Source organism: Mesobacillus maritimus (assembly GCF_044803185.1).
GTDB classification, from domain to species: domain Bacteria; phylum Bacillota; class Bacilli; order Bacillales; family Cytobacillaceae; genus Mesobacillus_B; species Mesobacillus_B maritimus_B.
This window is the reverse complement of record NZ_CP085225.1, coordinates 5,239,360-5,260,921: the sequence shown is the minus strand read 5'-3', so window position 1 is coordinate 5,260,921 and position 21,562 is coordinate 5,239,360. Positions and strand designations below refer to the sequence as shown.

Sequence of the window (21,562 nt, the reverse complement as noted above, 5' to 3'; positions counted from 1 at the left end):
CTTGATTTAATAAAGATATAGGGGGTGCAGCAAATGCTTAGGAAGAAAATTAGAATTATCCCTATACTATTCTTGCTTCCAAGTATCTTATTTCTAGTCACATTTGTCTATATTCCACTTGTACAAAACTTTTACAATAGCTTCTTTGACTTCTCCGTATTTTCACCCGAAAAGACATTTGTAGGATTGGAAAATTTCAAGGTACTTTTATCGGACAAGGTGGTACCTGTTGCGTTAATCAATGTATTTTTATACGCAATCATCTCGGTAGCATTACAGGTTGGCTTCGCATTAGTTCTGGCCTATATATTGGAAAATAAATTTTTTCGTAAGGTTGCTCCATTCTTCCGAGTCGTTTACTTCATGCCAGTCATGATTTCAATTTCCGTCATTGCCTTGCTTTTTGGATTTGTTTATAACCCACAAATGGGGCTTTTAAATAGTTTCCTAGAATTGATCGGTTTGGAGAGCGTGGCAAAGGCTTGGCTTGGAAATGCAGATACGGCCATTTATGCGGTTATCGCCATGTCTCAATGGCAGAGTATTGGGTTTATCATGATGCTGTTTATTGTTGCGATTCAAAAAATCCCGAATGAATTATACGAAGCAGCGGATATTGATGGCGCAGGAAATATAAGGAAGTTTTTTAGCATAACGGTTCCAAATGTGAAAGAAGCGATATTTGTCAATACGCTTATTACTGTTACTGGATCAATGCTCGTCTTCAATGAGCCTTATATCCTTACAAATGGTGGACCTGGCTATAGTTCGATTACGATGTCCGTCCATATGTACCAACAGGGCTTTGTAAAAGATAACATGGGGTATGCATCTACATTAGCGGTGATGATCTTTATACTTACAGCTGTTCTTGCACTTATTCAAATACGAATATCTCGAACTGGAAAGGATGATTAAAATGAAAATAAAAAAACGGTCATCTGCTAAATTTCGGGATGGTGGCGCAGCAAATTGGTTGCTTATGCTGGGATTAGTTGTATACGCACTTGTGATTATCTACCCTCTCATTTGGATGGTTATTTCATCCATGAAGAGCTATAAAGAAATTTATAGTGATGTGTGGGGTCTACCGAGCATTTGGCTTGTAGAAAACTATGCGCTGGCTTGGTCAAAAGGGATATCAAGCTATTTTATCAATAGTGTCTTTGTTACAGGCATCACAGTTGTGGCAGTGGTTATTATCGGTTCGATGGCTGCATTCGCTTTGGCCCGCTACCGGTCACGTTGGATTGATGTGGCTCTCATTTTCATTATCGGTGGAATGATGATGAACCCGCAAGTTGCCTTAATTCCATTGTTTAATATTCTTAGTGCTTTGGATTTAATTAATACGAGATGGGCTCTTATTCTCACTTATATCGCATACCGCTTGCCACTTTCGATCCTATTAATTCGTGCTTATTTCTTAAGTATCCCTAAGGAACTTGAAGAATCAGCAATCTTGGATGGGTGCAGTGAATTCGGTATTTATCGAAGAATTTATCTTCCTATTTCCGTCCCAATCCTCATTACGACAGTTGTTTTGACTTCATTCTTTGCATGGAATGAGTTTCTATTTGCTACTATCTTTATTGACTCCGATGCGTTGAAGACGATTCCTTCTGGGTTAATGAATTTTAGAGATGCACTGCGAACAGATTGGGGAGTTCTACTCGCGGGGATGGTCATTGCCTCATTGCCGATGATTGCACTGCTGATTGCGCTTCAGAAATATTTGGTAAGAGGACTATCCGAAGGGTCGGTAAAAGGATAATAAGGAAGGAGAAGGAACAGATGAAAATGATAGCTATTGGTGATAATGTGGTGGATTGTTATCTGGATCAAGAGAAGTTTTACCCTGGAGGCAATTGCGTTAATGTGGCAGTAAACTGCAAGCGGTCGGGAGCAGAGGATGTAAGCTATATTGGAATCTTCGCGACAGATGGGAAGGCAGCTCATATAAAATACGCCCTAGATCAAGAACAAGTCGATTACAGTAGATCAAGGGTCGTGGAAGGAATCAGCGGTTCACCGCAAGTGAATTTAACAAAAGAAGGCGATCGTGTATTTGTAGGTGGGCCAAAGAATACGGTTCAACATATTGTCAAATTAAAGCTTATACAAGAGGATTATGACTATATTAAAAACTTTGATTTATGCCATACAAGTTGTTATTCTTCTTTTGAAGAAGAGTTACCGGGACTATCCAAACATATTAAGATATCTTTCGATTTTTCAGATAAGTATACACCGGAATATTTGGGAAAAGTTTGCCCCTTCATTTCTCACGGCTTTTTCTCTGGCGCCCATTTAAGCGAGGAAGAGCTAGAAGCGTTGATTGCAGAGCTTGGAAAGTATGAATTGGAAGTAATTGGGATTACCCGAGGTGCAAAACCGGCTCTTTTTATTAACAATGGAAATCGCTACTACAAAGAGGTAGTGGAGACGGACATTATCGATACGATGGGGGCAGGGGATAGCTTTATCGCGGGTTTCTTGACGGCGTTTACAAATCAAGCGGGAATGGAGTCTGCACTGGAATTCGCTGCGAAAAGAGCGAGCATCACTTGCGGATATTATGGAGGATTCGGATACCCAAAGGAAATGGAATATCATCCTTCCAAATAGCTCCCTTAACGCAGACGGAATGTTTATGGATAATGGTGGTTGCACGAGGCTATAGAGCGATGAACTACGACCTAGAGAAAGGAGCCTGGTTTTGGAGCGATGAACTACGATCTAGAGAAAGAAGCCTGGTTTTGGAGCAATGCACCCCTGATTTTGGAACAATTCGCCCTTGGTTATGGATGCAATCATCCTGATTTCGGTGCAATCCCATACAAGCAATATAAACTTGGTCAATAATGGGTAATATTGTAAAGTTTTAAAATTTTTAATTATCATTCATTTTGGAGTATAGTAAGATTAAGCATAAAAAAAGAAGCATGAAGAAGAGGTATACTATGGATAAAAACAATTCAATCGATGCAGAAAGTCCATTATTTTTATATGATCAGGTAAAAATCCGTATAAAAGAGATGATTGCTACAGGGGAGCTTGCTCCAGGTACCAAGCTACCAAACGAGAAAGAACTATGTGATACTTTCGAAACGAGCAGAATTACGATTCGCAGAGCTTTGAAAGAGCTCGAAAACGAGGGAGTTATTGAAATTATCCATGGGAAAGGCACATTCGTTAAAAGTATCAAACAACAATTACATATCCTCAACCTTAAGGGATTCACAGAAGGATTGGCCATAGGAGAGCAACATTTCACCAAAGAGGTATTGGTGAAAAAAGTCGAAACAGCCGATGAGGAGCTTATGGAAATCTTTAAGCGCAATGAACCTTTTGAAGTGTTGAAATTAATTCGCCTGATTAAAGATGAAAACGCATTATTTAGCGTGGACTACGCATATTTGCCGACGGATATTTACCCAGGGATTTCTGAAAAAGTTAAGGATAATGTCTCTACTTTTAAATTAATTCATGATGTGTATGGAATTAAGTTCAGAAAAGCAAAAAAGGACATTGAAGTCACAAAACCTACACAAGAAGTGAGTACGCTCCTTGAAATTGCAAAAGTAGAACCAGTCATTCAAATAAGAAAGGTAATAAGTGAAGAGAATGACGTACCCGTCCACTACTCTAAATATTACCTAAAAGCAGAAAGTGTAAATTTTTTCATAGATATCGACATGTCAGAAGATGACTAAGAGAACAGAAATAAGTATTTCTGTTCTCATTTTTATTTGAGACAGTGCCTATCAACACAGTTTGAAAGGACAAGGGGACAGTGTAGTGTACTTTGTCTCGGTTGAAGATAGCTAGAATTTGTTTTTTGTGAGGTAATTTCCAGTAAATCTCAATAACGCAAGGGGTAGGAGTGTAGGCAAAAACAGGAAATAGGGTATGTTTTTTTATATCGAGAGGTATGGATAAGGGTGTTCTATTTATACATAAGTTGAGAAGATAAAAGGCCCGGCAGCGCTTGTCGGGCCTTTCACCTTAGGTACCCGTCACAGTGACGCCTCCTGTTCGTGCTCTTCTGGCAGGAAATGAATGGGTGGATGAACAGTTTTTTTGTTCTGAGAATCAAATCAACATCATCTACGTTAGTGTTACTAAATCAGGAGAAAAACCACAGTTATTCAAGTGCAAACCACTGTAATATTTGCAATGTAGAAAATGGTTTTTCTATTTTTATTGAACTGCCTATTATCCTAGTTTTTATCCACTTTTAAGCAAATACTTGCCCAAAGACCAACGAGACGAAACATCTATCGTCTTGAATGAGTCAAAATGGCTAAAACTTTTGGTTCACCACTTGTAAACAGTGGATTTTTACTATTATTAATAGCGATTAACAAATTGATTAAACCGTTGTAATTATGGGAGCAATCGACATTCTTTTTAAAAAGGCTTGTTTATACTGACGTTAGTTTTCAGGGAGGAGTTGAAAGGGAGGTAATTCTGAAAACCATTTGAACAAACCATTTTTTACTAAACAGAAGGAGGAATTCATATGATCAAAAAACATATTGGGAAACTAGTGGTTCTATCATTTATTACGATTGGGGCAACGGCCTGTGGAAATGCTGAAAACATAGAGGATGTGCCTGTTGATGGAGATATCAATTCTGAGCAACCAGCAGATTCTGCTCCTTCTGAAAATGAAATGATTCCACAAGAACCAGCGGACGGGAATATGGACTCTGAAATGAATACAGAAGAACCAGCGGACGGAAGCGTGGACACTGAAATGAATACAGAAGAACCAGCAGACGAGAATATGGACACTGAAATGAATACAGAAGATTCAAGCAGCAGTGAATTTGACTCTGAGGCTCCGACCGATAGTGAATTAGATTCAAATGATTCCTCTACTGAAGAAGAAATAAAATAACGGATCCAAATAACGAAAGAGACCGTCATCTGTTGACGGTCTCTTTCGTTTGGATTGCTAGGGGCACTGGGACAGTGAACCTGTCCCCGTGTCCCATTTAGTTACCAGCGAGTGTTAGCCCTAGTTGTGCCAAGAGGGCGCTTCCGATATACGTCCCTGTAAAAACAAATACGGCAACAATGGCTACTTTCCATGAGGTTTTTCTTAAATCTACTAGTCGATCTGCAACGGATATACCAGCAAAGGTAAGAATCGGAGTGGTGATGGAAAGAAAGTCGACTGCTTGAATGGCTTGTACAAAGAAGTCTGAAGCCATACATAATACTAATGATGTAATGGAAACCCAACCTAAAATGGGAAAGTCACGAATAAATTTCACAGGAACCTTCTGTACTAAATCGGAAATGCCAATTCCAATGAGGGAGAAGACCCAAAGAACGATTAAACCATAAATGGTCATAAGTGAAATTGGAGTGGATTCAGGATTTTTTAATAATTTTATTTCTTGAGTAAAAAGAATCAGACCGACACTAAGCAATAATACAAGGCCGTATTTTACATATTTGTTGATTGTTTTTGATTGTTCCATTTATCATCACTCCTAACCATCAATTTGTACATGACTTGCTGTAATGGCGCTGCTAAAAATACCATCGTGAACGTACCTAGAAAACTAGTTAGTAATTGACTTGCTGAGGCATAGGCTAAAATGGTGCTTTCCATTTCTGGAACTGTTGCTACTAATGTAGATGATGCGGCTGTCATCATGCTACCAGAACCTACGCCTGAAGCCATCGCCAACGCCCTAACGTCAAATCCAAGGCTTAATAAAATCGGTGCAAAAAGACTAAAGAAGATAGCTCCAAAGAGGGTTCCGATAATGTAAATAGATAGAACGCCTCTTCCTTCTTTTGATTCAAGGGTGTATTTCTCAGAGATATAAGCAAGTTCCCCTTCGCGACCAATTCCGAGTGTTGCACCAATCGCTTCTCGTCTAAGTCCAAGTAGGATCGCAATTGGAAGGCCTATTAACACCGTACCGAGATTACCTAATTCTTGAATGATGAAAACCCATCCGATGCTTAGAATTTCTTCTAGTTTAGGAGCCACATCTGCTCCATATCTCGCCATTAATGGAAGCATAATAAAGATTAGATATTTACTAGAAAAGCTAACATTTTCTTTGCTGTAAACTTTTTTGAGGATTCCTTTTCTTAAAAATTGTATCCCTAATACCATTGTAAGGATGATGGCAAAAACTAAAGGCAATAACGTGAGGGTAAAGGATCCAATTGGTATAAACTGAAAACCGATCATTTCAGCTACTGTAATCACAACGAGTGAAAAGATTAGTAAATAGATAAAGTTATTCTTCATCGTTTCTCCCCAATTCTGTTATTTTTACTCGACAATCGAGTTAATCAATGAGACGTACTCAGGATAGGATTTCTTGTGAAGTCGAGATGGATCAATCTTTCCGTTCATTTTCTCGAGAACTTGTACTAGGAATCTAGGAAATACTTCGTATATATATTCCGGGTCGATATCGATGAAATCATCCCCATGGATGGTCCCAGTAAACCCGCTGTAGCCAATCTGGATGCAAGGGAGGATATAAGAAAGGTCTCCGATATCTCCTGCTGCACTAATCGCATTATTTTTAGAAATGCCGGTAATTTCGTCGTTTTCTTTAAACGCTTCAATCACGAAGTCTGAAAGGTATCGATCCTGGACAAAGGGTAAGTAGCCCATTTGGGTTTTAATCTCCACTTCTCCTTGTAATGCCTGGCTGCTCCCTTTTGCTGCGTCATCAATTTTTTTCGCAACTTCTTTCATATAACCGATTGTTTTGGTGCGCAAGTCCGTTCCGACTGTTATATGGTTGGGAATCACGTTTGTAGACATATCTGATTCCATAACAATTGGATTGATCCTAACGTGTTCATCATCCTTCAATTGTTGTCTACTTAACCCTAATGCCACATTAAAAAGCGTGGACATATTATAAGCATTTTTTGAAGAAAATGGATCAAAGCCAGCATGGGTGGCCTTCCCTAAAAATTTATACTTTTTGTAAAGGAATCCAGCTAAATCACAATTGACTTCAATGGTTCGCTCGGGAAATTCGCCTCCCATCGCATGTACACATATGGCAAAATCAATATCATCAAACACTCCAAGCTTCATCGCCTCTGGTTTCCCGCCATAATGAGTGATTTTGTTTTGCGCGATAAGTTCGTCACGATAGGCCAAATCTAAGTATTCTTCCGCAGGAACGAAGATAAAGGTAATGCTATAATCGAACGTTTTATAAAGCTCTGATTCTAGTAGATACGTATAAAGAGCAAGAGCAATCGCTACCTGTGTGTAGTGCCCACAATTATGAGCGGCACCGGTGCCTTTGTCTGCGTACATATGTGTTGGTGCATATACCGCATCCAACTCAGCAATGAAACCAAGGTTTAAGGGCTTACCGTTGCCTAACTGGAATTTAAATCCAGTTGTACTAAATTCACATATTTCAATAGAGGGGTCTTTTTGTTTCAGAAAGTCAATGACTGTCTCTTTGGTCTGCCATTCTTTGTAACCAAGTTCAGGATTAGCGTAAATGCTATCAGCTATTCTTTTAATTTCAGCATAATTTTGTTTGAGTAACATATGTCCTCCCATTTCCATTGTGTTTCAAATAGTACGAACTATATATTAGTAAAACATTGAAAATAAGCCGTGTCAACACAAAAGACGAATAATTATTGTGGTATAGTTTGTATTGTTCGTGTTTTGGGACATAGGCAGGTTCCTTGTTGGGACAAGGGGACAGGTTCCTCGTCCCAGTTGAAGATAGTCAAAATTTGTTCCTCTTGAGAGCATTTTCAGTAATGAAGACTACTACAAGAGGTGAAAGTGTAGGCACATACTTCAAAACAGGAGATAGGCTATAAATTGTGAGGTTTGGATCAAGGATGTTCCATTATACATAAATAGACAAGCGAAAGACCCGGCAAGAAATGCGCTTGCCGGGTCTTATAGCTTCGGGGGAACACCTTGCCTCATATTTTTTGAAGTTTTGTTAGGGGAACTTGAGACAGTGTACCTGTCCCTGCATACTTTATTTGAAATGGGCAAACCTAAAAAAAAATTAATAGGGGTGCTTACGTTGATCGCTATCTTTTCTAGAATATTAACCCCGATTGTTTTGTGGTCTATTGTAATATTTTATCTTCCAAAACAATCCTTAAAAAAATTTTTGCCAGTTACATTATTTTGCTCATGCATTTTACTAATAGAGACACTCTTAAATATAATTTTCAAATGGTGGAAGGTGAAAGGAGGGACCAAATACATGGTATTTGATGCCGTAGCCTTTATTTTCGGGCCATTTTTTACAACAAATTTATGGGTGTTCCATTTTACATATGGAAAGTTTTCTTTATATGCATTTTGTAATTTAATAATAGATTTTATTTTTGCCTATCCATTAAATGCAGCTTTTCAAAAAATGGGGCATTATAAATTAAAAAAGTTTAACTCCAAAGTAATTTTTCTTATTGCGTATTCTCTTGCTCTTATGAACTATGGCTTTCAAAAATGGCTCGAAAGCGCTAGGGACAAAGGGACAGGTTCCTTGTCCTAGTTGAAGATAGTCAGAATTTGTTCCTCTTGAGAGCATTTCCAGCAATGAACATGACTACAAGAGATGGAAGGGTAGGAACTGTACTCCAAAACAGGAGATAGGTTATAAATTGTGAGGTTTGGACCAAGGATGTACCATTATACATAAGTAGACAAGCTGAAAGGTTAGACAAGAAAAATGCTTGCCGGGCTTTTTAGCTTGGGAGGGAGAGGGACAGAGGGACAGGCACCTTGTCCCAAAGGGTTTTGATTAGAGCAATTAAAATGGATTAGTTTCTTATACTAGAAAAACCGGTGGAACATTCCCACCGGTTTTTAGTTTACTAGCAGATGAAGAACTGGGATGCCTGTGATTTCAAGGCAACTTTAATCGTACTTTTGATTAGTAGAATTTGGGGATGATATTTTACGAGCAATTGTGGGAGGGGTGCAAATACATAGTCTAGCCACCGTAGGAAAGGTCCGCCGTCTATAGATGGATTAGGTGAGGGACATGTACTCATGACTTACTGATGGTTTGAACTTGCCAAAGACCCTTCCGTTCTGGGACAAGGGACCTGTCCCCCTGATAACTTTAAGGTTGATTCGGAGCGAGAAAAAAGGGGGGGATTGCAACCTACATAGTAAAAATGTCATATAATAAATGTAACTATTAGTAGGTGAAATCAAGGTGTTACACCTTAGTAAGTAGGAGGTTTCTTTTATGATTGAAGGGCCAAGTGGACCAACGGAACGGGGCCTAAAGGACCGAACTGGAATCCACCAGAAAAGAAAATCGAAAAAACAAATACGTTGAAAAATGATTTTCAGCTGGAGCTGGACTGTGTAATGGAGAGGGATCGACTAACCCAGGATCGCCTTCAAGGGTCTGAAAAAGGAAAAAACGAGAAGGTAAAGGAACCTAATAATAATGAGTTGTTTATTCCTAATGTTAACTTTATCTATAATAACCCTTTCCTTACAGAAATCGATACAAGTGCTGAGGGCGACGTTACGACACAGGACAATGTTAATGAAAAGGAAAGGGAAGGGAAGCCCTACAATCAGATGGTACTGTTGTAAGTGAAACAGATACTTCCTATGTGGAGGTGGAAAACGACACTGATTCCGACGGTTCAGAGGGTGATGAAGGTCCCAAGACCGAAAACTGTCTTTGTGATAACTGCGGGGAAAAGATTGGGGTAAAACATAAAACAGTTGATGGAGAGAAAGTTATTGTGTAAGGATTGTTATGAAATAGTGGAAGGACAGAGTTAGGAAAAAGTTTTGGTGCCAGTCGCACTTCAAAATGGTTACATAGACTTTATAATGTTAAAACGGGAATGTCCATATACTGCTAGAATTGGATACTCCCGTTGGAGTGACCCCAGAAGATCACAGCTTATCGTCTATATCAGAAGTATCTATATCCTCTCCAAACCAATCTGCAAGCTTTTTCTTTGCTTTTTGTTTGATATCCTCATCAATATACATAGCCACTTGAATTAAAGCTACTGTAACTACACTTAAATCATCAACATAGCCTACTCCCGCAGCTATATCTGGAATTAAATCTATTGGTAAAATAAAATATCCCAATGCACCTGCAATAGTAGCTTTTACTTTTAAAGGAATCTCTGGCTTTTGTAAAGTATAATAAAGGAGTAAAACGGCATAAATGACTGTTGAACCAGCTTTCTTAGAATACCTTTGAATTTTATTCCATAGCCCTTCATTCGAAAAGTGTTGCTCATGAATTTTAATTGTTTCTTCTTCCATACTTTCTGCTTCTAGCTTTAATTTCTCCACCTGTGTTTCTTCTAATGTTAAGTCTTCTAGTTGAATTTCTTCTTGTACCTCTTCATATTCTGGCCTTCCTGGCTTTTTCTTCCGAAGTCTTTCTAGCATTTTTCCCCCTCCTTAGTAGTTTCCATTATTTACATATATAATTTTACCGTATTTATTTTTATAAGGGTATAAGTTTCCTAAACATATGTAATTTTAAGAGAGTGCATTCGACATCTTTTCCAGATGGTTTTTTTTGTTGGGCTGTACCTATCCTCTTGTTGCCTTGATCATTAGGGAAGCGTCAATTTATTAATCTAATATAACGATTTTTGCAAAAAAGCAAGCAATCTATGAAAATTTTGTTATGTTCTTTAATCAGATAAACATAATGTTTACGTCAAGTTGATGTTTGTAAAGAGTAAGGATGATCATTTTAGGTAGGATTTGGTTGTTGAGGAAAACCAAGGAAGAACTGTGAGGTTGCAAATGGAAGCGCTGTCTGTTGAAGATGGATTCTTGTTATTTTCTCCTATTACCAGATGACTTATCTTTCAAATTTCTACATTTATGTAATTAATTCGTCTTTATTTTTAACTCTATTAAAACTTAATCGTAATAGCGATTCGATATAGTTAGACGTGGGCAGAGGATGGTGCTGCCGAAATTTAAATGGTGATCGGGAGGTGCACTTGCTAATTCAAGGATTTGAAAGAAAATCCATCCTACCAGTAGAATTTTACGAAATAGGAGATGATGCAAATGACTAAAAAACAGATGAATTCTAACAAAGGAAATAATACGTTATCCAAAAAGGTGACTCCACTGGTCATGTCGACGTCCATGATCGCTGCCAGCTTATTAGTAGCTGGTGCGCCAATATCTGCAGCGGAGCTTGATAAAAAAGGAGTCCAACCCGAGGTTATTGAACAAGTTAAAAATCATGGTCAGGAAGTGTCTGAATTAGCAAAGAGTCTCCCAGGATCCCCTGAAAAAGGACAGCTTGTTAGTGAATTAGCAAAAAGTAAATCTACCGACGTTTCAGATGAGGATTTGGATAATACAAATGATGATGATTCTCAAGATAGCGAAGTAAGTGAAGATTCTGAGACAGAGGGAGACGCAGAAGCTCCAGCTGAAACTCCTGAAGAGTCGGGAAGTGAAGAAGCAACTGGCGATGATATAGTAGTAGAAGAAACAGATGAAGCAGCGGCAGAGGAAGATGCAGAAGCTCCAGCTGATACTCCTGAGGAATCAGGAAGTGAAGAAGCAACTGGCGATGATGAAGTAGATGAAACAGCAGAAGAAGCGGTAGAGGAAGATGCAGAAGCTGCAGTCGAAACTCCTGAAGAGTCAGGAAATGAAGAAGCAACTGGTGACGATGTAGTAGAAGAAACAGATGAAGCGGCAGAGGAAGATGCAGAAGCTCCAGCTGAAACTCCTGAAGAATCAGGAAGTGAAGAAACAACTGGTGACGATGCAGCATATAAAAACCATGGCCAGGAAGTGTCCGAATTAGCCAAAAGTCTTCCAGGGTCCCCTGAAAAAGGCAAGCTTGTTAGTGAGTTAGCAAAAAATAAAGCAGAGGAAGATGCAGAAGCTCCAGTCGAAACTCCTGAAGAATCAGGAAGTGAAGAACCAGCTGGCGGTGATGTAGCAGAAGAAACAGATGAAGCAGCGCCAGAGGAAGATGCAGAAGCAGAAGCTCCAGCTGAAACCCCTGAAGAATCAGGAAATGAAGAAGAGGCTGGCGATGATGTAGCAGAAGAAACAGATGAAGCAACGGCAGAGGAAGACGCTGAAGTTCCAGCATCTGATGAAGAAGAAACGGTAGTCAATACATGGGTAGACGAAGCTTATGAACAAATTGGCGATAACTACCAAAGCCTGATTGACTACTATCAAACTCTAATTAATCAATATTTTAATCAACAAAATGGTGAATCTGAAAACGCCTCAACTGATTTAGCAGCAGATGGATCCATTGATGTGACTGAAGAGGATTCAACTGTTAATGCTGAAGTTGAAAATCAAGTGGATGTAGCAGAGCAGACTTCAGAAGAAGAGGCGGCGACTGACCAGGAACAACCGGAGCAAGAAACAGCGGAATTCGATCTACAAGACTCAGTTCAACCAGTAGCTGTAGAAGGATCTGTAAATGTTGACATAGAGCCAGTAATTCAAGATGCTCCAGCAGAAACAGAGCAGTCCTCAGAAGAAGAGGCAGCGACTGACCAAGAACAAATTGATCAAAAAGCAGCAGATAACAATTTACAAGAACCAGTTCAACCAGTAATAGAAAAAGTATCTGCAGATGCTGACACTGAGCAAGCAATTCAAGATGCTCCAGCAGAAATAGAACAGACTGACCAAAACACGATAAAGGATAAAGTGATTGGATACTATCAAGACTTAGTATCTGCATTCTCTAACTTTATGAGCTTTTTAAAGTAGTAAATTAACAAAGAGAATATCTTACTAATTCTCCCATGAGGAATACTCCCCCACTTCATTTTCTATTCGAAAATTTGAAGTGGGGGTTTCTTGATGAGGGACAAGGGGACAGGCACCTTGTCCCAGAGAGATGATATGATTTGAGCCCAATTACTTTTTATAAAAGAAAACTGGGAGGGAAGTTTTTATATTACTCAAGGTAGAAGTTCCAGGAAAGCCTTAGATGTTAAGGCCATTCTAATCATACGTGTGATTAGTGGGGGTGGGGAAGATGTTTTGGAGAATGAATCGAAACTTTTCTGGGACAATGAACCTGTCCCTGTGTCCCTATCACTTAAAAGCTATGTAAATTATTTTAACAACGTAGTAACATTGCTTATTGCTCATCGATTCACAAATTGTTCAAAAGTATCTGAAAAATAAGTGATTCAAATCACTAGGGGTATTTTTCCAAAAGTTAGAATGAGAGTGTATTCAATAAATAGACCTCGCCGTTAAATTTTTATGTAAGCGCTACCTATAGGTGTAGTTGTTCAATAAAAGGGAAAAATGGAGGAGATGTTGATGGGTAAAAGAAGGTATATTGCTGCTATAATGGTCACTTCTGTCATGGTGTTAAGTGCTTGTACTACTGGAAACAATTCATTGGAACAGCAAGAGGATCAGAATATCGTGCATGCGGCGGAACCACAAGTGTTTAAACCACATCAAGACATTAATCAAGAACCCATTCCGGTAAAAGTTGAACGCGTCGGCGAGCATGAAGTAAACATTGAAATGACGTCCCAGATCACCGACATCGAAATATCCAAAGGCAATCTTTACAAAGCATGGACGTTTAACGGGGAAGCACCAGGACCGGTGATTGTCGTCAATGAAGGAGACCTGATCAATTTTACCTTAAAAAACATCGACCCAGCCATCCCACACAGCATGGACTTCCACGCCGTTCATGCATCTCCATCTAGCGATTTTGCAGATGTAATGCCTAACGAAACCGGTACCTTCACCTATCCAGCCAACAATCCAGGCGTATTCATGTACCATTGTGGAACAAAGCCCGTTCTCTCGCATATTGCCAATGGCATGCACGGCACCATTATTGTCAAACCGAAAGACGGCTATCCAACTGATTCTGAAATCGACCGTGAATTTGTCATCATTCAAAATGAATGGTATAAGTACAACGACTTAAATGATTTCACCAATGGAGTACCGAGCAATGTTGTCTTTTCAGCTAAAGCTTTAACAGAGGGCGATGTAAATACAAACGGTACAGTCGGTGCCCTTGTCGAAACCCCACTCCTCGCTAAAGTCGGCGATAAAGTCAGACTCTATTTAAACAATATGGGGCCGAATGAAGTGAGCAGCTTCCATGTGGTCGGCACCATCTTTGATAACGTCTATATCGACGGAAATCCGTTTAACCTTATGAAAGGTTTGCAAACAGTCATGCTTCCAGCAAGCGGTGGCGCAGTCGTTGAATTCACCGTCACCAAGGAAGGCAGCTACGCATTTGTCACTCACCAGTTCAACCACGCAACAAAAGGCGCAGTCGCCATCTTGAAAGTCACAAAAGACGGCCTCGACGACGGAAGCGAAACCATGGGGCACTAGGGACAGGCACCTTGTCCCAGTTGAAAATAGCCTGTTTGGGGTGCTGTCAGGTCCTGGAAAATCTTTGTTTCACTGAGTGTCCAAGAAAGGGAGGAGAGCGGTGGTTGAGTTCCTTCTCTTTTTTTAGTTTTCTTGGGCGTAGTGGGGGTTGGCGCCACTCTCACTAGCCGAATAGAGTTTAGGGAACAGTGCTTGCCACCACATGACGACCCTAATGTTATCGTGGAATGATAGATTATTTGTCTTCTAATCTTTTTCGTGAGGTTTTGAAAGGAATTTTACTTGAGTTCACAGCCTATTTCTTACGAAAAAGTGTTCTGAAAACAAGAAAACCACCAAACGGCTTCGCAAAGCATAGGCTGATTCTCAAAAATATAAAGGGGAACCAGTGCCTAGGTACTATCCGCGCCCAAAAAGGGGTGTCCCTAAAAGTTATACTTTTGTGACACCCTATTAGCTTTTGAGGGACTGACTACATCCGACAGGAACAAGATCCCGTTCCAAACTTAATACTTCTTCTGCAAGTATGAAAGTGAAACTTGCAGATTTGCATTGCGTTCCCGGATGAAATCTAGCAAATCTTTATCCTTTGTTTCATTTTTACATCGAATATCGAATGTATAACGAATCATTGTGCCAAGGTTGGTTGTTTCTACTTGGCGAAGAACATAGCTATTCGTATGGGCCACAAGAATGTCATCAAACAAATTTTCGTGGTTCAAATTCTCGGGGACTGTTACTTTTAAAACTTGAGTATCTCTGCCTTTGCCATAATCGAATTTATAGAGCAGGTAAAAAACCAAACTTGCCATAACAGTTAACATGATGGCCAGGTCGATTTGAAACAAACCGCAAGTCATCCCGACACATAAACCAAAGAATATATAGGCAATGTCCTTCGCGTCGGTCACGGCACTACGAAAGCGAATCAGTGAAAAGACGGCAAATAAACCGAACGCGACTCCTGCGTTTCCACTTACAACGTTCATAACGACAGAAACGACAACACTCATCATTACAATCGTGTGAACAAAGGACTGGGAATAATGTTCCCCTGTAAAGGTGATTTGGTACACCTTCGTAATAATCAAACTTAATCCAGTGGCTGCAATCATCGCCAAAAAACTCATCCATAAAGTTTGTTCCCCAGCAGAACCAAAAGTTAGTAATTCATTCATTGTTATCTTCCTCCTACTAATACGGCTTCTTTTATTCCATCATTTTGAACAGGGAGGATTTCCCCTTTTAATAGCTCCAAGCTTGTGCAGAACTTCGAGGCACTACGTTGCTCGCATTCTAGTGATTGCAAAATTCGCGCCAACCATAGTGGAACACTGTGTGTTACTTTTACCTCAAGGACGACGAGATCTGGGTCAATAAAGTTCTGACCGTACGCCCCATTTTCAATCCTAAGGTCCTCGTTCCGGCACCGCAAATTCAAGTCAAAGGTCACACGTAAATCGGGGTCCGTGATGCAATGAAACGCATGGCGATCATAGCTAACGACCATTTCTGGACTTAAATCATAGTATTCTCGAAAATAGTCAATCTCCTTCATGATTTGCGGATTGGAGACATCATAATAAATCGGTGATGCCTGTTCATATGACGAGTCCAGGTAGTGATAGGCCTGGATTAATGGAATGGCCGTTCTTCTTTTATTGACGACATTATTATGCTTTTGCTTGACTTCAAAAAAAGCAGTTCCACTTAGATCGGTATCATTATAGATTCGTAGCCTTAGCTTTTGGCGAAACTTTAATTTATTTTTAACTTCATAATAAATTTTATGCTCCGGATTCTCGACATACAGACTTGTCACCGTATACCTTCCTTGATTCCCAAACTTATCGTAGCGCATATACGGACCCATCATCTCGACCAACAAATCATATTGCTGGCGTGTAATCAAATACTTTTGTTCTCGGCGACTAAACACTTCTAAAGCCATCTCGTTGTTCCTCCCACTCTTTCTCTTTTCTTTACATCCACATCCTTATATTACCTGTTGACAATGAGGGGGTATGGTGAGAAGCATGAGAATTTGATGAGAAGAGGGACGTGGATTCGGTGCGAAGACGGAGGGAGATGGGACAGAGGGACAGGCACCGTGTCCCAGAGCACTTGATTAGAGCATCAAATTTGGATTGTGTTTCTTATCCTAGAATGGCAAAAACCGGTTGGACATTCTCACCGGTTTTTAGTTTACTATGGGATGAAGACCAGGGACGCCTGTTAAGTCAAGGCAATTTTAATCGTACGTTTGATTAGGAGAATTTTGGGAAATGCTATTTTACGAGGTTTGAGGGAGAGAGGGGGACAAGACATAGCCTAGACACGACCTTAGGAAAGGTGCGTCTATGATAGATTGGATGAGGGGTCTGACCTCATAAATCACTGAAGTTTTGAACTTGCTAAAGACTCTTCCATTCTGGGACAAGGTGCCTGTCCCCCTGTCCCTTCTCCATAAAGTTATCTGACAAATTGGTAAATCTTACTTGCATATCCTTTAGGGTTTGAACATAATGTAGATACATCAAAATCGTACGAAATGGCAAAGTCGTTGAAAAACGATGACGCAAAGCTATAGGGGCTAAGGTCTATAAGATTATGCCAGCCAGTTGCCGAATAACGGCCTCCGTGCGAAATAAACGTTTACCTGGAGGAGATAAAATGAAATTCATTCACAAATTTTTTGTTGCGTACTATTCGACTATTATTGAGGATTGTTTGTCCGAGGAACTTAAAGGGAAGATAACCCGAAAAATTCATTATCACCAATCAAAGTTAAGCGCCTAATCATTAGGTGCTTTTTTTCTTTTAGGAGGGAACCAGTACGTTAGGATAACCAGCCTATTATGATTTTAAGCCATCCGAAACATGCGATCCAAAGTGGGATACTTAAGGATGTTCCCCATAGAAAACCTATAAAGAAATTATCATGATTCTCCATGTAAACACCCCTCTGTAACAATGATTGAAGTTTTCCTTGAACGATTTATATTCATTTAGCATGGTTGTTTAAAATAATAGCAGAAATGAAGTGGAGAAAAAGTTGAAGGGTGTCACTAATGACAAAATACTTTCGACAAAGTGGGACAAGGTGCCTGTCCCTCTGTCCCACAATTTTTCTCTAAAGTTCTGAAAGAATATGCCGATATTAGATGTATGAGTAATAGATCGGAGTGATGATGGTTGAGGATTGGTGGATTAGCTTCTGGGATGGATATTGATAGCTTGGTGTCGAATTTGATGAAGGCTGAGAGAATGCCTTTAGATAAATTGACACAAAAAAAGCAGTGGACGGAGTGGCAGAAGGATAGTTATCGTGATCTCAATTTACTGTTGTCTGAATTACGGACAAGTGCCTCAAATTTACGGTTTCAATCGTCTTATAATCCGTATAGCATTACTTCCTCGAATCCGGAAATTGCGACGGGAACGGCGACGGCAAATGCAACACCGGGGAATTATTCGATCACGGTAAAGCAGCTAGCGGATTCGGCAAAGTTGAATTCTGTCAGCAGCCTTGGAAAACAGTCAACGGATCTAGTTCAGGCTGGGTCATTAACGATTACAACGGAAAAAGGAACCGCAACGATTACGACAGATGGCAAAGAAACCTATGCAGATTTGGCTAAAAAAATCGCTGGTGCTGTGAATAGCAACGGGGAGTCATTAGGGCTTCGGGCCAATTTTGATCAGACGACTAGCCGCTTTTTTCTTTCTACGAAGGAAATAGGGCCCAATACAAAGATTGACATCTCAGGAGGTTTAGCGGATCACCTGATGGGCGGTACAGCAGGAAGCTATTCCGCTCAGGGAAAGGATGCTCAGCTAGACTTAAAGGGCAGTGATGGAAACAATATTCCAATCATGGGCTTCGCTTCGAATGTTGTCCCGATAAATGGAATGAATATAAACCTAATGAAGGCAGAGCCGGGTACCACGGTGAACTTCACTATCCAAAGTGACACAGAGTCAACGTTTACGGCCATTAAAGGGTTTGTTGAAAAATATAACGAGGTGATTGAAAAAATCCAAACCAAAATAACAGAGCCGCAATATCGGGACTTTCCTCCGTTGACAGACGAGCAAAAAGAAGCGATGTCGGAGAAGGAAATTGAGTTATGGGAAGAAAAGGCGATGAGCGGTTTGCTTCGCGGCGACCAAATGTTGCAAAACACGCTGAACAGCTTAAGACAGGCATTGATGGATCCTGTTCAGGGGATTGCCAATGGGGAGATTCAATTGTTATCCCAAATTGGGATCAACACTGGCGACTACAGACAAGGCGGTAAATTATTCATTGATGAAACAAAGCTAAAACAGGCCCTTCAGGATAAGCCGGATGAGGTCATGAATTTATTTACAAAAAATACTGTAAGTGGAAGTGGAGTAGGCGACCGCCTATACAAGGAACTACAAACTTCCATTAAGCGTCTTGGCGATCGTGCCGGTACTCCAGGAACATTAGTTGATAATAGTGCACTATCAAAACGAATCAGAGAGATGAATGACGAGATTCGCACCTGGCAAGATCGGTTAGGTAGGGTGGAAAATCGATATTGGACGCAATTTACCGCGATGGAAAAAGCGATGAACCAGATGAATCAGCAAAGTTTGTGGATGCAGCAAAGTCTATTTGGTGGCAAGTAATGAACGATCAACAAAGTTTATTAGCCGAGCTGCTTCTAAGAACGGAAGAAATCATGGAACAAGCAAGCACTATTCAGCTAAATATGAAGGAGAATGAACCTGAGTATCTGGAAAACATCCAATCTCTTTTTAGGAAACGAGAGGCAGTTATTCAATCGTTAGCTGCCATTTTAAGCGTACAGAATGCTCGATGGACAAAAGAAGACCAGGAAATCATCCGGAATTTGAAAACGGTAGAGCAACCCCTTCAACAACGGATGAACCTTTTGCATCAGTCTTTTTCAAAACAAATGGACCGAATTCAGCAAACGAAAAATGTTTCGTACAAATATCTAGCTGTTTCCCAACAAACAGCAACAGATGGAGCATTTTTCGATAAAAGGAAGTAATTTTAGGAGGATTTCCATGTCTAGTAATAATCCTTATCAAACGTATCAACAAAATTCAGTCATGGCCGCTTCCCCACAGGAGCTCACACTGATGCTTTATAATGGGTGTTTGAAGTTTATTAGACTAGCAAAAAAAGCGATGGTCGAAAAGAAATTCGAAGAGAAAAACACCCATATCATTAAGGCTCAAAAGATTGTTCAAGAGCTTCAAATCACCTTAAATCCTGACATTGAACTGTCAAAAAGCATAGGGCAGCTATATGAGTATATGTACAATCGATTGATTGAAGCGAATCTTAAAAATGATCTTGAAACATTAGTAGAAGTAGAGGGATTTGTGGTGGAATTTCGAGATACATGGAAGCAGGCAATGGAGCTTGTGAAAAGGTAAATCACTTGGACAAGCATTCTTTATCATTCATATTTTATACGAACAAACCAAACACTTTTTGGAAGTGTAGCTGTGCGAACTTTTAAGAATTGTCTACTAAAGCTTTAAGGGCTCGGGACATAATCTTATCTAGCTTATCATTTTAAATTGAAAAGAGGGAATGGTGTGGATAAAACATCATTAGTAGGGATTATCCTTGGTATCGTCGTGTTAGTCGGCGGAATGGTTTTAAAAGGTTCAGAACCTGCAGCATTGGTGAATCCAGCTGCGCTTTTGATCATTCTAGGTGGGACCGTTGCTGCACTTTTAAATGCATTTCCGTTTTATGAAATCAAAAAAATCCCTGCTTTGTTTAAGGTTCTGTTTACCTCGCAAAAACTCATCAGTATAAAAGAACTGATTCCAATTTTTACGGAATGGGCGAGTGTTGCGAGAAGAGAGGGTCTTCTGGCATTAGAAGCAAAAGCAGAAGAAGTGGAGGATCCTTTTTTACAAAGAGGGTTGCAAATGATCGTCGATGGCCAGTCGCCAGAAATGGTTCGCGACATGCTGGAAGAGGAAATTGCGGCAATGGAGGATCGCCATGAGGTTGGTGCGAAAATTTTCTCACAAGCAGGTACATATGCACCGACATTGGGGGTCCTCGGTGCCGTCATAGGACTGGTTGCTGCCCTTGGTCATTTGGAAGATGTTGCTTTGCTTGGAAAATCGATTGCCGCAGCGTTCATTGCCACATTATTTGGGATTTTCACCGGCTATGTGCTATGGCATCCATTTGCCAATAAATTAAAACGGAAATCGCAAGAAGAAGCTAAAATCAAACAGATTATGGTCGAAGGATTGTTGGCCGTTCAAGAAGGAGTGTCATCCCGTTTAGTAGAAGAGAAATTGTTGACGTATCTTCCAGCGAATGAGCGCATTCTAGAGGTAGAAAGAGAGGAAGGTGCCCGGGTTGAGGCGTTCTAGAAAACAGGATGACCATGTGGATGAGTCATGGTTAATCCCTTATGCGGATATTTTAACCCTTTTGCTCGCCCTTTTTATTGTGCTGTTTGCTTCCAGTGAAGTGGATGCCAAAAAGTTTGAAGCCATTGCAGAGTCGTTTAACAGTGCGATGGTAGGGGGAAAAGCTGTTCTAGAATTTGAGTCATCCATTGAACCCATCGATGAAACGAGCCAAACCACGAACCGGGAGGAGTCCATTCCATCAATAGGTGATCCAAACGAAAGGACATCCGAACAAGACACAGGCGAAATGACGCCAGAGCGAGATCAAAAGGAACTTGAGGACCTACAGTATGCCATAGAAGGATATATTCAGGAAAAAGGACTCTCATCCAGGTTGCAAACAGAACTAACCACACAAGGTTTACTTCTTACGATTACGGAAGGGGTTTTATTTTCCTCAGGGAGTGCAGAAGTGGTTGGAGAATCCAGACAATTTGTTGCTGAAATGGCGAATATGCTTATATCCGACCCGGCAAGGCAAATCATGATTGAAGGACATACCGATAATCAGCCGATTCAGACATTGGAATACCCTTCGAACTGGGAACTCAGTTCTTCTAGAGCGATTAACTTTATGAAAATTTTACTTGAAAATGAGAAATTAGATCCTACGAAATTTAGTGCAACAGGCTATGGTGAATATCAGCCGATTGAGACCAATGACACAGCAGAAGGTAGAGCGGAAAATCGCCGTGTTGAGGTGTTAATCATGCCTTATTCACAACAGACGAATGAATAATT

21 protein-coding genes and 1 riboswitch are annotated in these 21,562 nt (G+C 40.2%); of the genes, 15 read left to right on the top strand and 6 right to left on the bottom strand.

The window, feature by feature from the left end:
* Nucleotides 1-33: 33 nt before the first annotated feature.
* The 6 genes from LG336_RS25345 (at nucleotide 34) to LG336_RS25320 (ending at nucleotide 4,906) form a co-directional block, all read left to right on the top strand.
* Complete coding sequence (locus LG336_RS25345) at nucleotides 34-918, top strand: carbohydrate ABC transporter permease (RefSeq protein WP_404330246.1); 885 nt, start codon at nucleotides 34-36, stop codon at nucleotides 916-918.
* Between the two features lies 1 nt (nucleotide 919).
* Nucleotides 920-1,774, top strand: a complete 855-nt coding sequence (locus tag LG336_RS25340; protein WP_404330245.1) for a carbohydrate ABC transporter permease — start codon at nucleotides 920-922, stop codon at nucleotides 1,772-1,774.
* A gap of 20 nt (nucleotides 1,775-1,794) precedes the next feature.
* Complete coding sequence (locus LG336_RS25335; RefSeq protein ID WP_404330244.1) at nucleotides 1,795-2,628, top strand: PfkB family carbohydrate kinase; 834 nt, start codon at nucleotides 1,795-1,797, stop codon at nucleotides 2,626-2,628.
* Between the two features lie 99 nt (nucleotides 2,629-2,727).
* Nucleotides 2,728-2,865 (top strand): hypothetical protein, encoded by a 138-nt coding sequence (locus tag LG336_RS25330; RefSeq protein WP_404330243.1) that lies wholly within the window; start codon nucleotides 2,728-2,730, stop codon nucleotides 2,863-2,865.
* Between the two features lie 98 nt (nucleotides 2,866-2,963).
* Nucleotides 2,964-3,716 carry a GntR family transcriptional regulator gene (locus LG336_RS25325; RefSeq protein WP_404330242.1) on the top strand — a complete coding sequence of 251 codons (753 nt, stop codon included), beginning with the start codon at nucleotides 2,964-2,966 and terminating at the stop codon, nucleotides 3,714-3,716.
* 809 nt (nucleotides 3,717-4,525) lie between these two features.
* Nucleotides 4,526-4,906, top strand: a complete 381-nt coding sequence (locus LG336_RS25320) for a hypothetical protein (protein ID WP_404330241.1) — start codon at nucleotides 4,526-4,528, stop codon at nucleotides 4,904-4,906.
* Nucleotides 4,907-5,003: 97 nt separating this feature from the next.
* Here the strand turns inward: LG336_RS25320 and LG336_RS25315 are convergent, their stop codons facing one another.
* Genes LG336_RS25315 through LG336_RS25305 form a run of 3 tightly spaced genes read right to left on the bottom strand, consistent with a single transcriptional unit; the run spans nucleotide 5,004 to nucleotide 7,564 of the window.
* Entirely contained in the window at nucleotides 5,004-5,495 is a 492-nt protein-coding gene (locus LG336_RS25315; protein WP_404330240.1) for a hypothetical protein, read from the bottom strand.
* Complete coding sequence (locus LG336_RS25310) at nucleotides 5,462-6,283, bottom strand: DUF3100 domain-containing protein (RefSeq protein WP_404330239.1); 822 nt, start codon at nucleotides 6,281-6,283, stop codon at nucleotides 5,462-5,464. Before LG336_RS25310 ends, LG336_RS25315 begins: the two co-directional genes overlap by 34 nt.
* 24 nt (nucleotides 6,284-6,307) lie before the next feature.
* On the bottom strand, nucleotides 6,308-7,564 hold the full coding sequence (locus LG336_RS25305) for a M20/M25/M40 family metallo-hydrolase (RefSeq protein WP_404330238.1): 1,257 nt from the start codon (nucleotides 7,562-7,564) through the stop codon (nucleotides 6,308-6,310).
* 499 nt (nucleotides 7,565-8,063) lie between these two features.
* On the opposite strand from LG336_RS25305, the gene LG336_RS25300 reads away from it, so the two are divergent.
* The gene (locus tag LG336_RS25300) at nucleotides 8,064-8,540 is read left to right on the top strand and encodes a hypothetical protein (RefSeq protein WP_404330237.1); all 477 of its coding nucleotides are present in this window, start codon (nucleotides 8,064-8,066) and stop codon (nucleotides 8,538-8,540) included.
* Nucleotides 8,541-9,367: 827 nt separating this feature from the next.
* Nucleotides 9,368-9,601 carry a hypothetical protein gene (locus LG336_RS25295; RefSeq protein ID WP_404330236.1) on the top strand — a complete coding sequence of 78 codons (234 nt, stop codon included), beginning with the start codon at nucleotides 9,368-9,370 and terminating at the stop codon, nucleotides 9,599-9,601.
* Nucleotides 9,602-9,913: 312 nt separating this feature from the next.
* Here LG336_RS25295 and LG336_RS25290 read toward each other — a convergent pair whose 3' ends face one another.
* The gene (locus LG336_RS25290) at nucleotides 9,914-10,297 is read right to left on the bottom strand and encodes a YkvA family protein (protein WP_404333282.1); all 384 of its coding nucleotides are present in this window, start codon (nucleotides 10,295-10,297) and stop codon (nucleotides 9,914-9,916) included.
* A gap of 768 nt (nucleotides 10,298-11,065) precedes the next feature.
* Between LG336_RS25290 and LG336_RS25285 the strand changes: the two genes are divergently transcribed.
* Both LG336_RS25285 and LG336_RS25280 read left to right on the top strand, forming a co-directional pair.
* Nucleotides 11,066-12,757, top strand: a complete 1,692-nt coding sequence (locus LG336_RS25285) for a hypothetical protein (RefSeq protein WP_404330235.1) — start codon at nucleotides 11,066-11,068, stop codon at nucleotides 12,755-12,757.
* 564 nt (nucleotides 12,758-13,321) lie between these two features.
* Nucleotides 13,322-14,374 carry a multicopper oxidase domain-containing protein gene (locus tag LG336_RS25280; protein ID WP_404330234.1) on the top strand — a complete coding sequence of 351 codons (1,053 nt, stop codon included), beginning with the start codon at nucleotides 13,322-13,324 and terminating at the stop codon, nucleotides 14,372-14,374.
* A 506-nt stretch (nucleotides 14,375-14,880) separates the two neighbouring features.
* Here the strand turns inward: LG336_RS25280 and LG336_RS25275 are convergent.
* Both LG336_RS25275 and LG336_RS25270 read right to left on the bottom strand, forming a co-directional pair.
* Nucleotides 14,881-15,552: a DUF4956 domain-containing protein gene (locus LG336_RS25275; RefSeq protein ID WP_404330233.1), complete on the bottom strand. Its 672-nt coding sequence runs from the start codon at nucleotides 15,550-15,552 to the stop codon at nucleotides 14,881-14,883.
* A gap of 2 nt (nucleotides 15,553-15,554) precedes the next feature.
* Nucleotides 15,555-16,325, bottom strand: coding sequence for a polyphosphate polymerase domain-containing protein (locus tag LG336_RS25270; protein ID WP_404330232.1), 771 nt, complete (start codon nucleotides 16,323-16,325; stop codon nucleotides 15,555-15,557).
* A gap of 592 nt (nucleotides 16,326-16,917) precedes the next feature.
* Nucleotides 16,918-17,003, top strand: a riboswitch (cyclic di-GMP riboswitch).
* A 566-nt stretch (nucleotides 17,004-17,569) separates the two neighbouring features.
* On the opposite strand from LG336_RS25270, the gene fliD reads away from it, so the two are divergent.
* The 5 genes from fliD (at nucleotide 17,570) to motB (ending at nucleotide 21,560) form a co-directional block, all read left to right on the top strand.
* On the top strand, nucleotides 17,570-19,033 hold the full coding sequence (fliD, locus tag LG336_RS25265) for a flagellar filament capping protein FliD (RefSeq protein ID WP_404330231.1): 1,464 nt from the start codon (nucleotides 17,570-17,572) through the stop codon (nucleotides 19,031-19,033).
* Entirely contained in the window at nucleotides 19,033-19,422 is a 390-nt protein-coding gene (locus LG336_RS25260; protein ID WP_404330230.1) for a flagellar protein FliT, read from the top strand. Before fliD ends, LG336_RS25260 begins: the two co-directional genes overlap by 1 nt.
* 16 nt (nucleotides 19,423-19,438) lie before the next feature.
* Complete coding sequence (fliS, locus tag LG336_RS25255) at nucleotides 19,439-19,813, top strand: flagellar export chaperone FliS (RefSeq protein WP_404330229.1); 375 nt, start codon at nucleotides 19,439-19,441, stop codon at nucleotides 19,811-19,813.
* Nucleotides 19,814-19,978: 165 nt separating this feature from the next.
* Complete coding sequence (gene motA / locus LG336_RS25250) at nucleotides 19,979-20,779, top strand: flagellar motor stator protein MotA (protein ID WP_404330228.1); 801 nt, start codon at nucleotides 19,979-19,981, stop codon at nucleotides 20,777-20,779.
* Nucleotides 20,766-21,560: a flagellar motor protein MotB gene (gene motB / locus LG336_RS25245; RefSeq protein WP_404330227.1), complete on the top strand. Its 795-nt coding sequence runs from the start codon at nucleotides 20,766-20,768 to the stop codon at nucleotides 21,558-21,560. Before motA ends, motB begins: the two co-directional genes overlap by 14 nt.
* Nucleotides 21,561-21,562 lie beyond the last annotated feature (2 nt).

Excerpts from the sequence above, each read along its gene's own strand:
- LG336_RS25315 (WP_404330240.1), bottom strand. The coding sequence starts at position 5,495 with ATGGAACAATCAAAAACAATCAACAAATATGTAAAATACGGCCTTGTA.
- LG336_RS25280 (WP_404330234.1), top strand. The coding sequence starts at position 13,322 with ATGGGTAAAAGAAGGTATATTGCTGCTATAATGGTCACTTCTGTCATG.
- LG336_RS25290 (WP_404333282.1), bottom strand. The coding sequence starts at position 10,297 with ATGGAAGAAGAAACAATTAAAATTCATGAGCAACACTTTTCGAATGAA.
- fliS (WP_404330229.1), top strand. The coding sequence starts at position 19,439 with ATGTCTAGTAATAATCCTTATCAAACGTATCAACAAAATTCAGTCATG.
- LG336_RS25340 (WP_404330245.1), top strand. The coding sequence starts at position 920 with ATGAAAATAAAAAAACGGTCATCTGCTAAATTTCGGGATGGTGGCGCA.
- LG336_RS25325 (WP_404330242.1), top strand. The coding sequence starts at position 2,964 with ATGGATAAAAACAATTCAATCGATGCAGAAAGTCCATTATTTTTATAT.
- LG336_RS25335 (WP_404330244.1), top strand. The coding sequence starts at position 1,795 with ATGAAAATGATAGCTATTGGTGATAATGTGGTGGATTGTTATCTGGAT.
- LG336_RS25295 (WP_404330236.1), top strand. The coding sequence starts at position 9,368 with ATGGAGAGGGATCGACTAACCCAGGATCGCCTTCAAGGGTCTGAAAAA.
- LG336_RS25285 (WP_404330235.1), top strand. The coding sequence starts at position 11,066 with ATGACTAAAAAACAGATGAATTCTAACAAAGGAAATAATACGTTATCC.
- LG336_RS25320 (WP_404330241.1), top strand. The coding sequence starts at position 4,526 with ATGATCAAAAAACATATTGGGAAACTAGTGGTTCTATCATTTATTACG.
- LG336_RS25270 (WP_404330232.1), bottom strand. The coding sequence starts at position 16,325 with ATGGCTTTAGAAGTGTTTAGTCGCCGAGAACAAAAGTATTTGATTACA.
- LG336_RS25275 (WP_404330233.1), bottom strand. The coding sequence starts at position 15,552 with ATGAATGAATTACTAACTTTTGGTTCTGCTGGGGAACAAACTTTATGG.
- LG336_RS25330 (WP_404330243.1), top strand. The coding sequence starts at position 2,728 with ATGAACTACGATCTAGAGAAAGAAGCCTGGTTTTGGAGCAATGCACCC.
- LG336_RS25345 (WP_404330246.1), top strand. The coding sequence starts at position 34 with ATGCTTAGGAAGAAAATTAGAATTATCCCTATACTATTCTTGCTTCCA.
- LG336_RS25305 (WP_404330238.1), bottom strand. The coding sequence starts at position 7,564 with ATGTTACTCAAACAAAATTATGCTGAAATTAAAAGAATAGCTGATAGC.
- LG336_RS25260 (WP_404330230.1), top strand. The coding sequence starts at position 19,033 with ATGAACGATCAACAAAGTTTATTAGCCGAGCTGCTTCTAAGAACGGAA.
- LG336_RS25310 (WP_404330239.1), bottom strand. The coding sequence starts at position 6,283 with ATGAAGAATAACTTTATCTATTTACTAATCTTTTCACTCGTTGTGATT.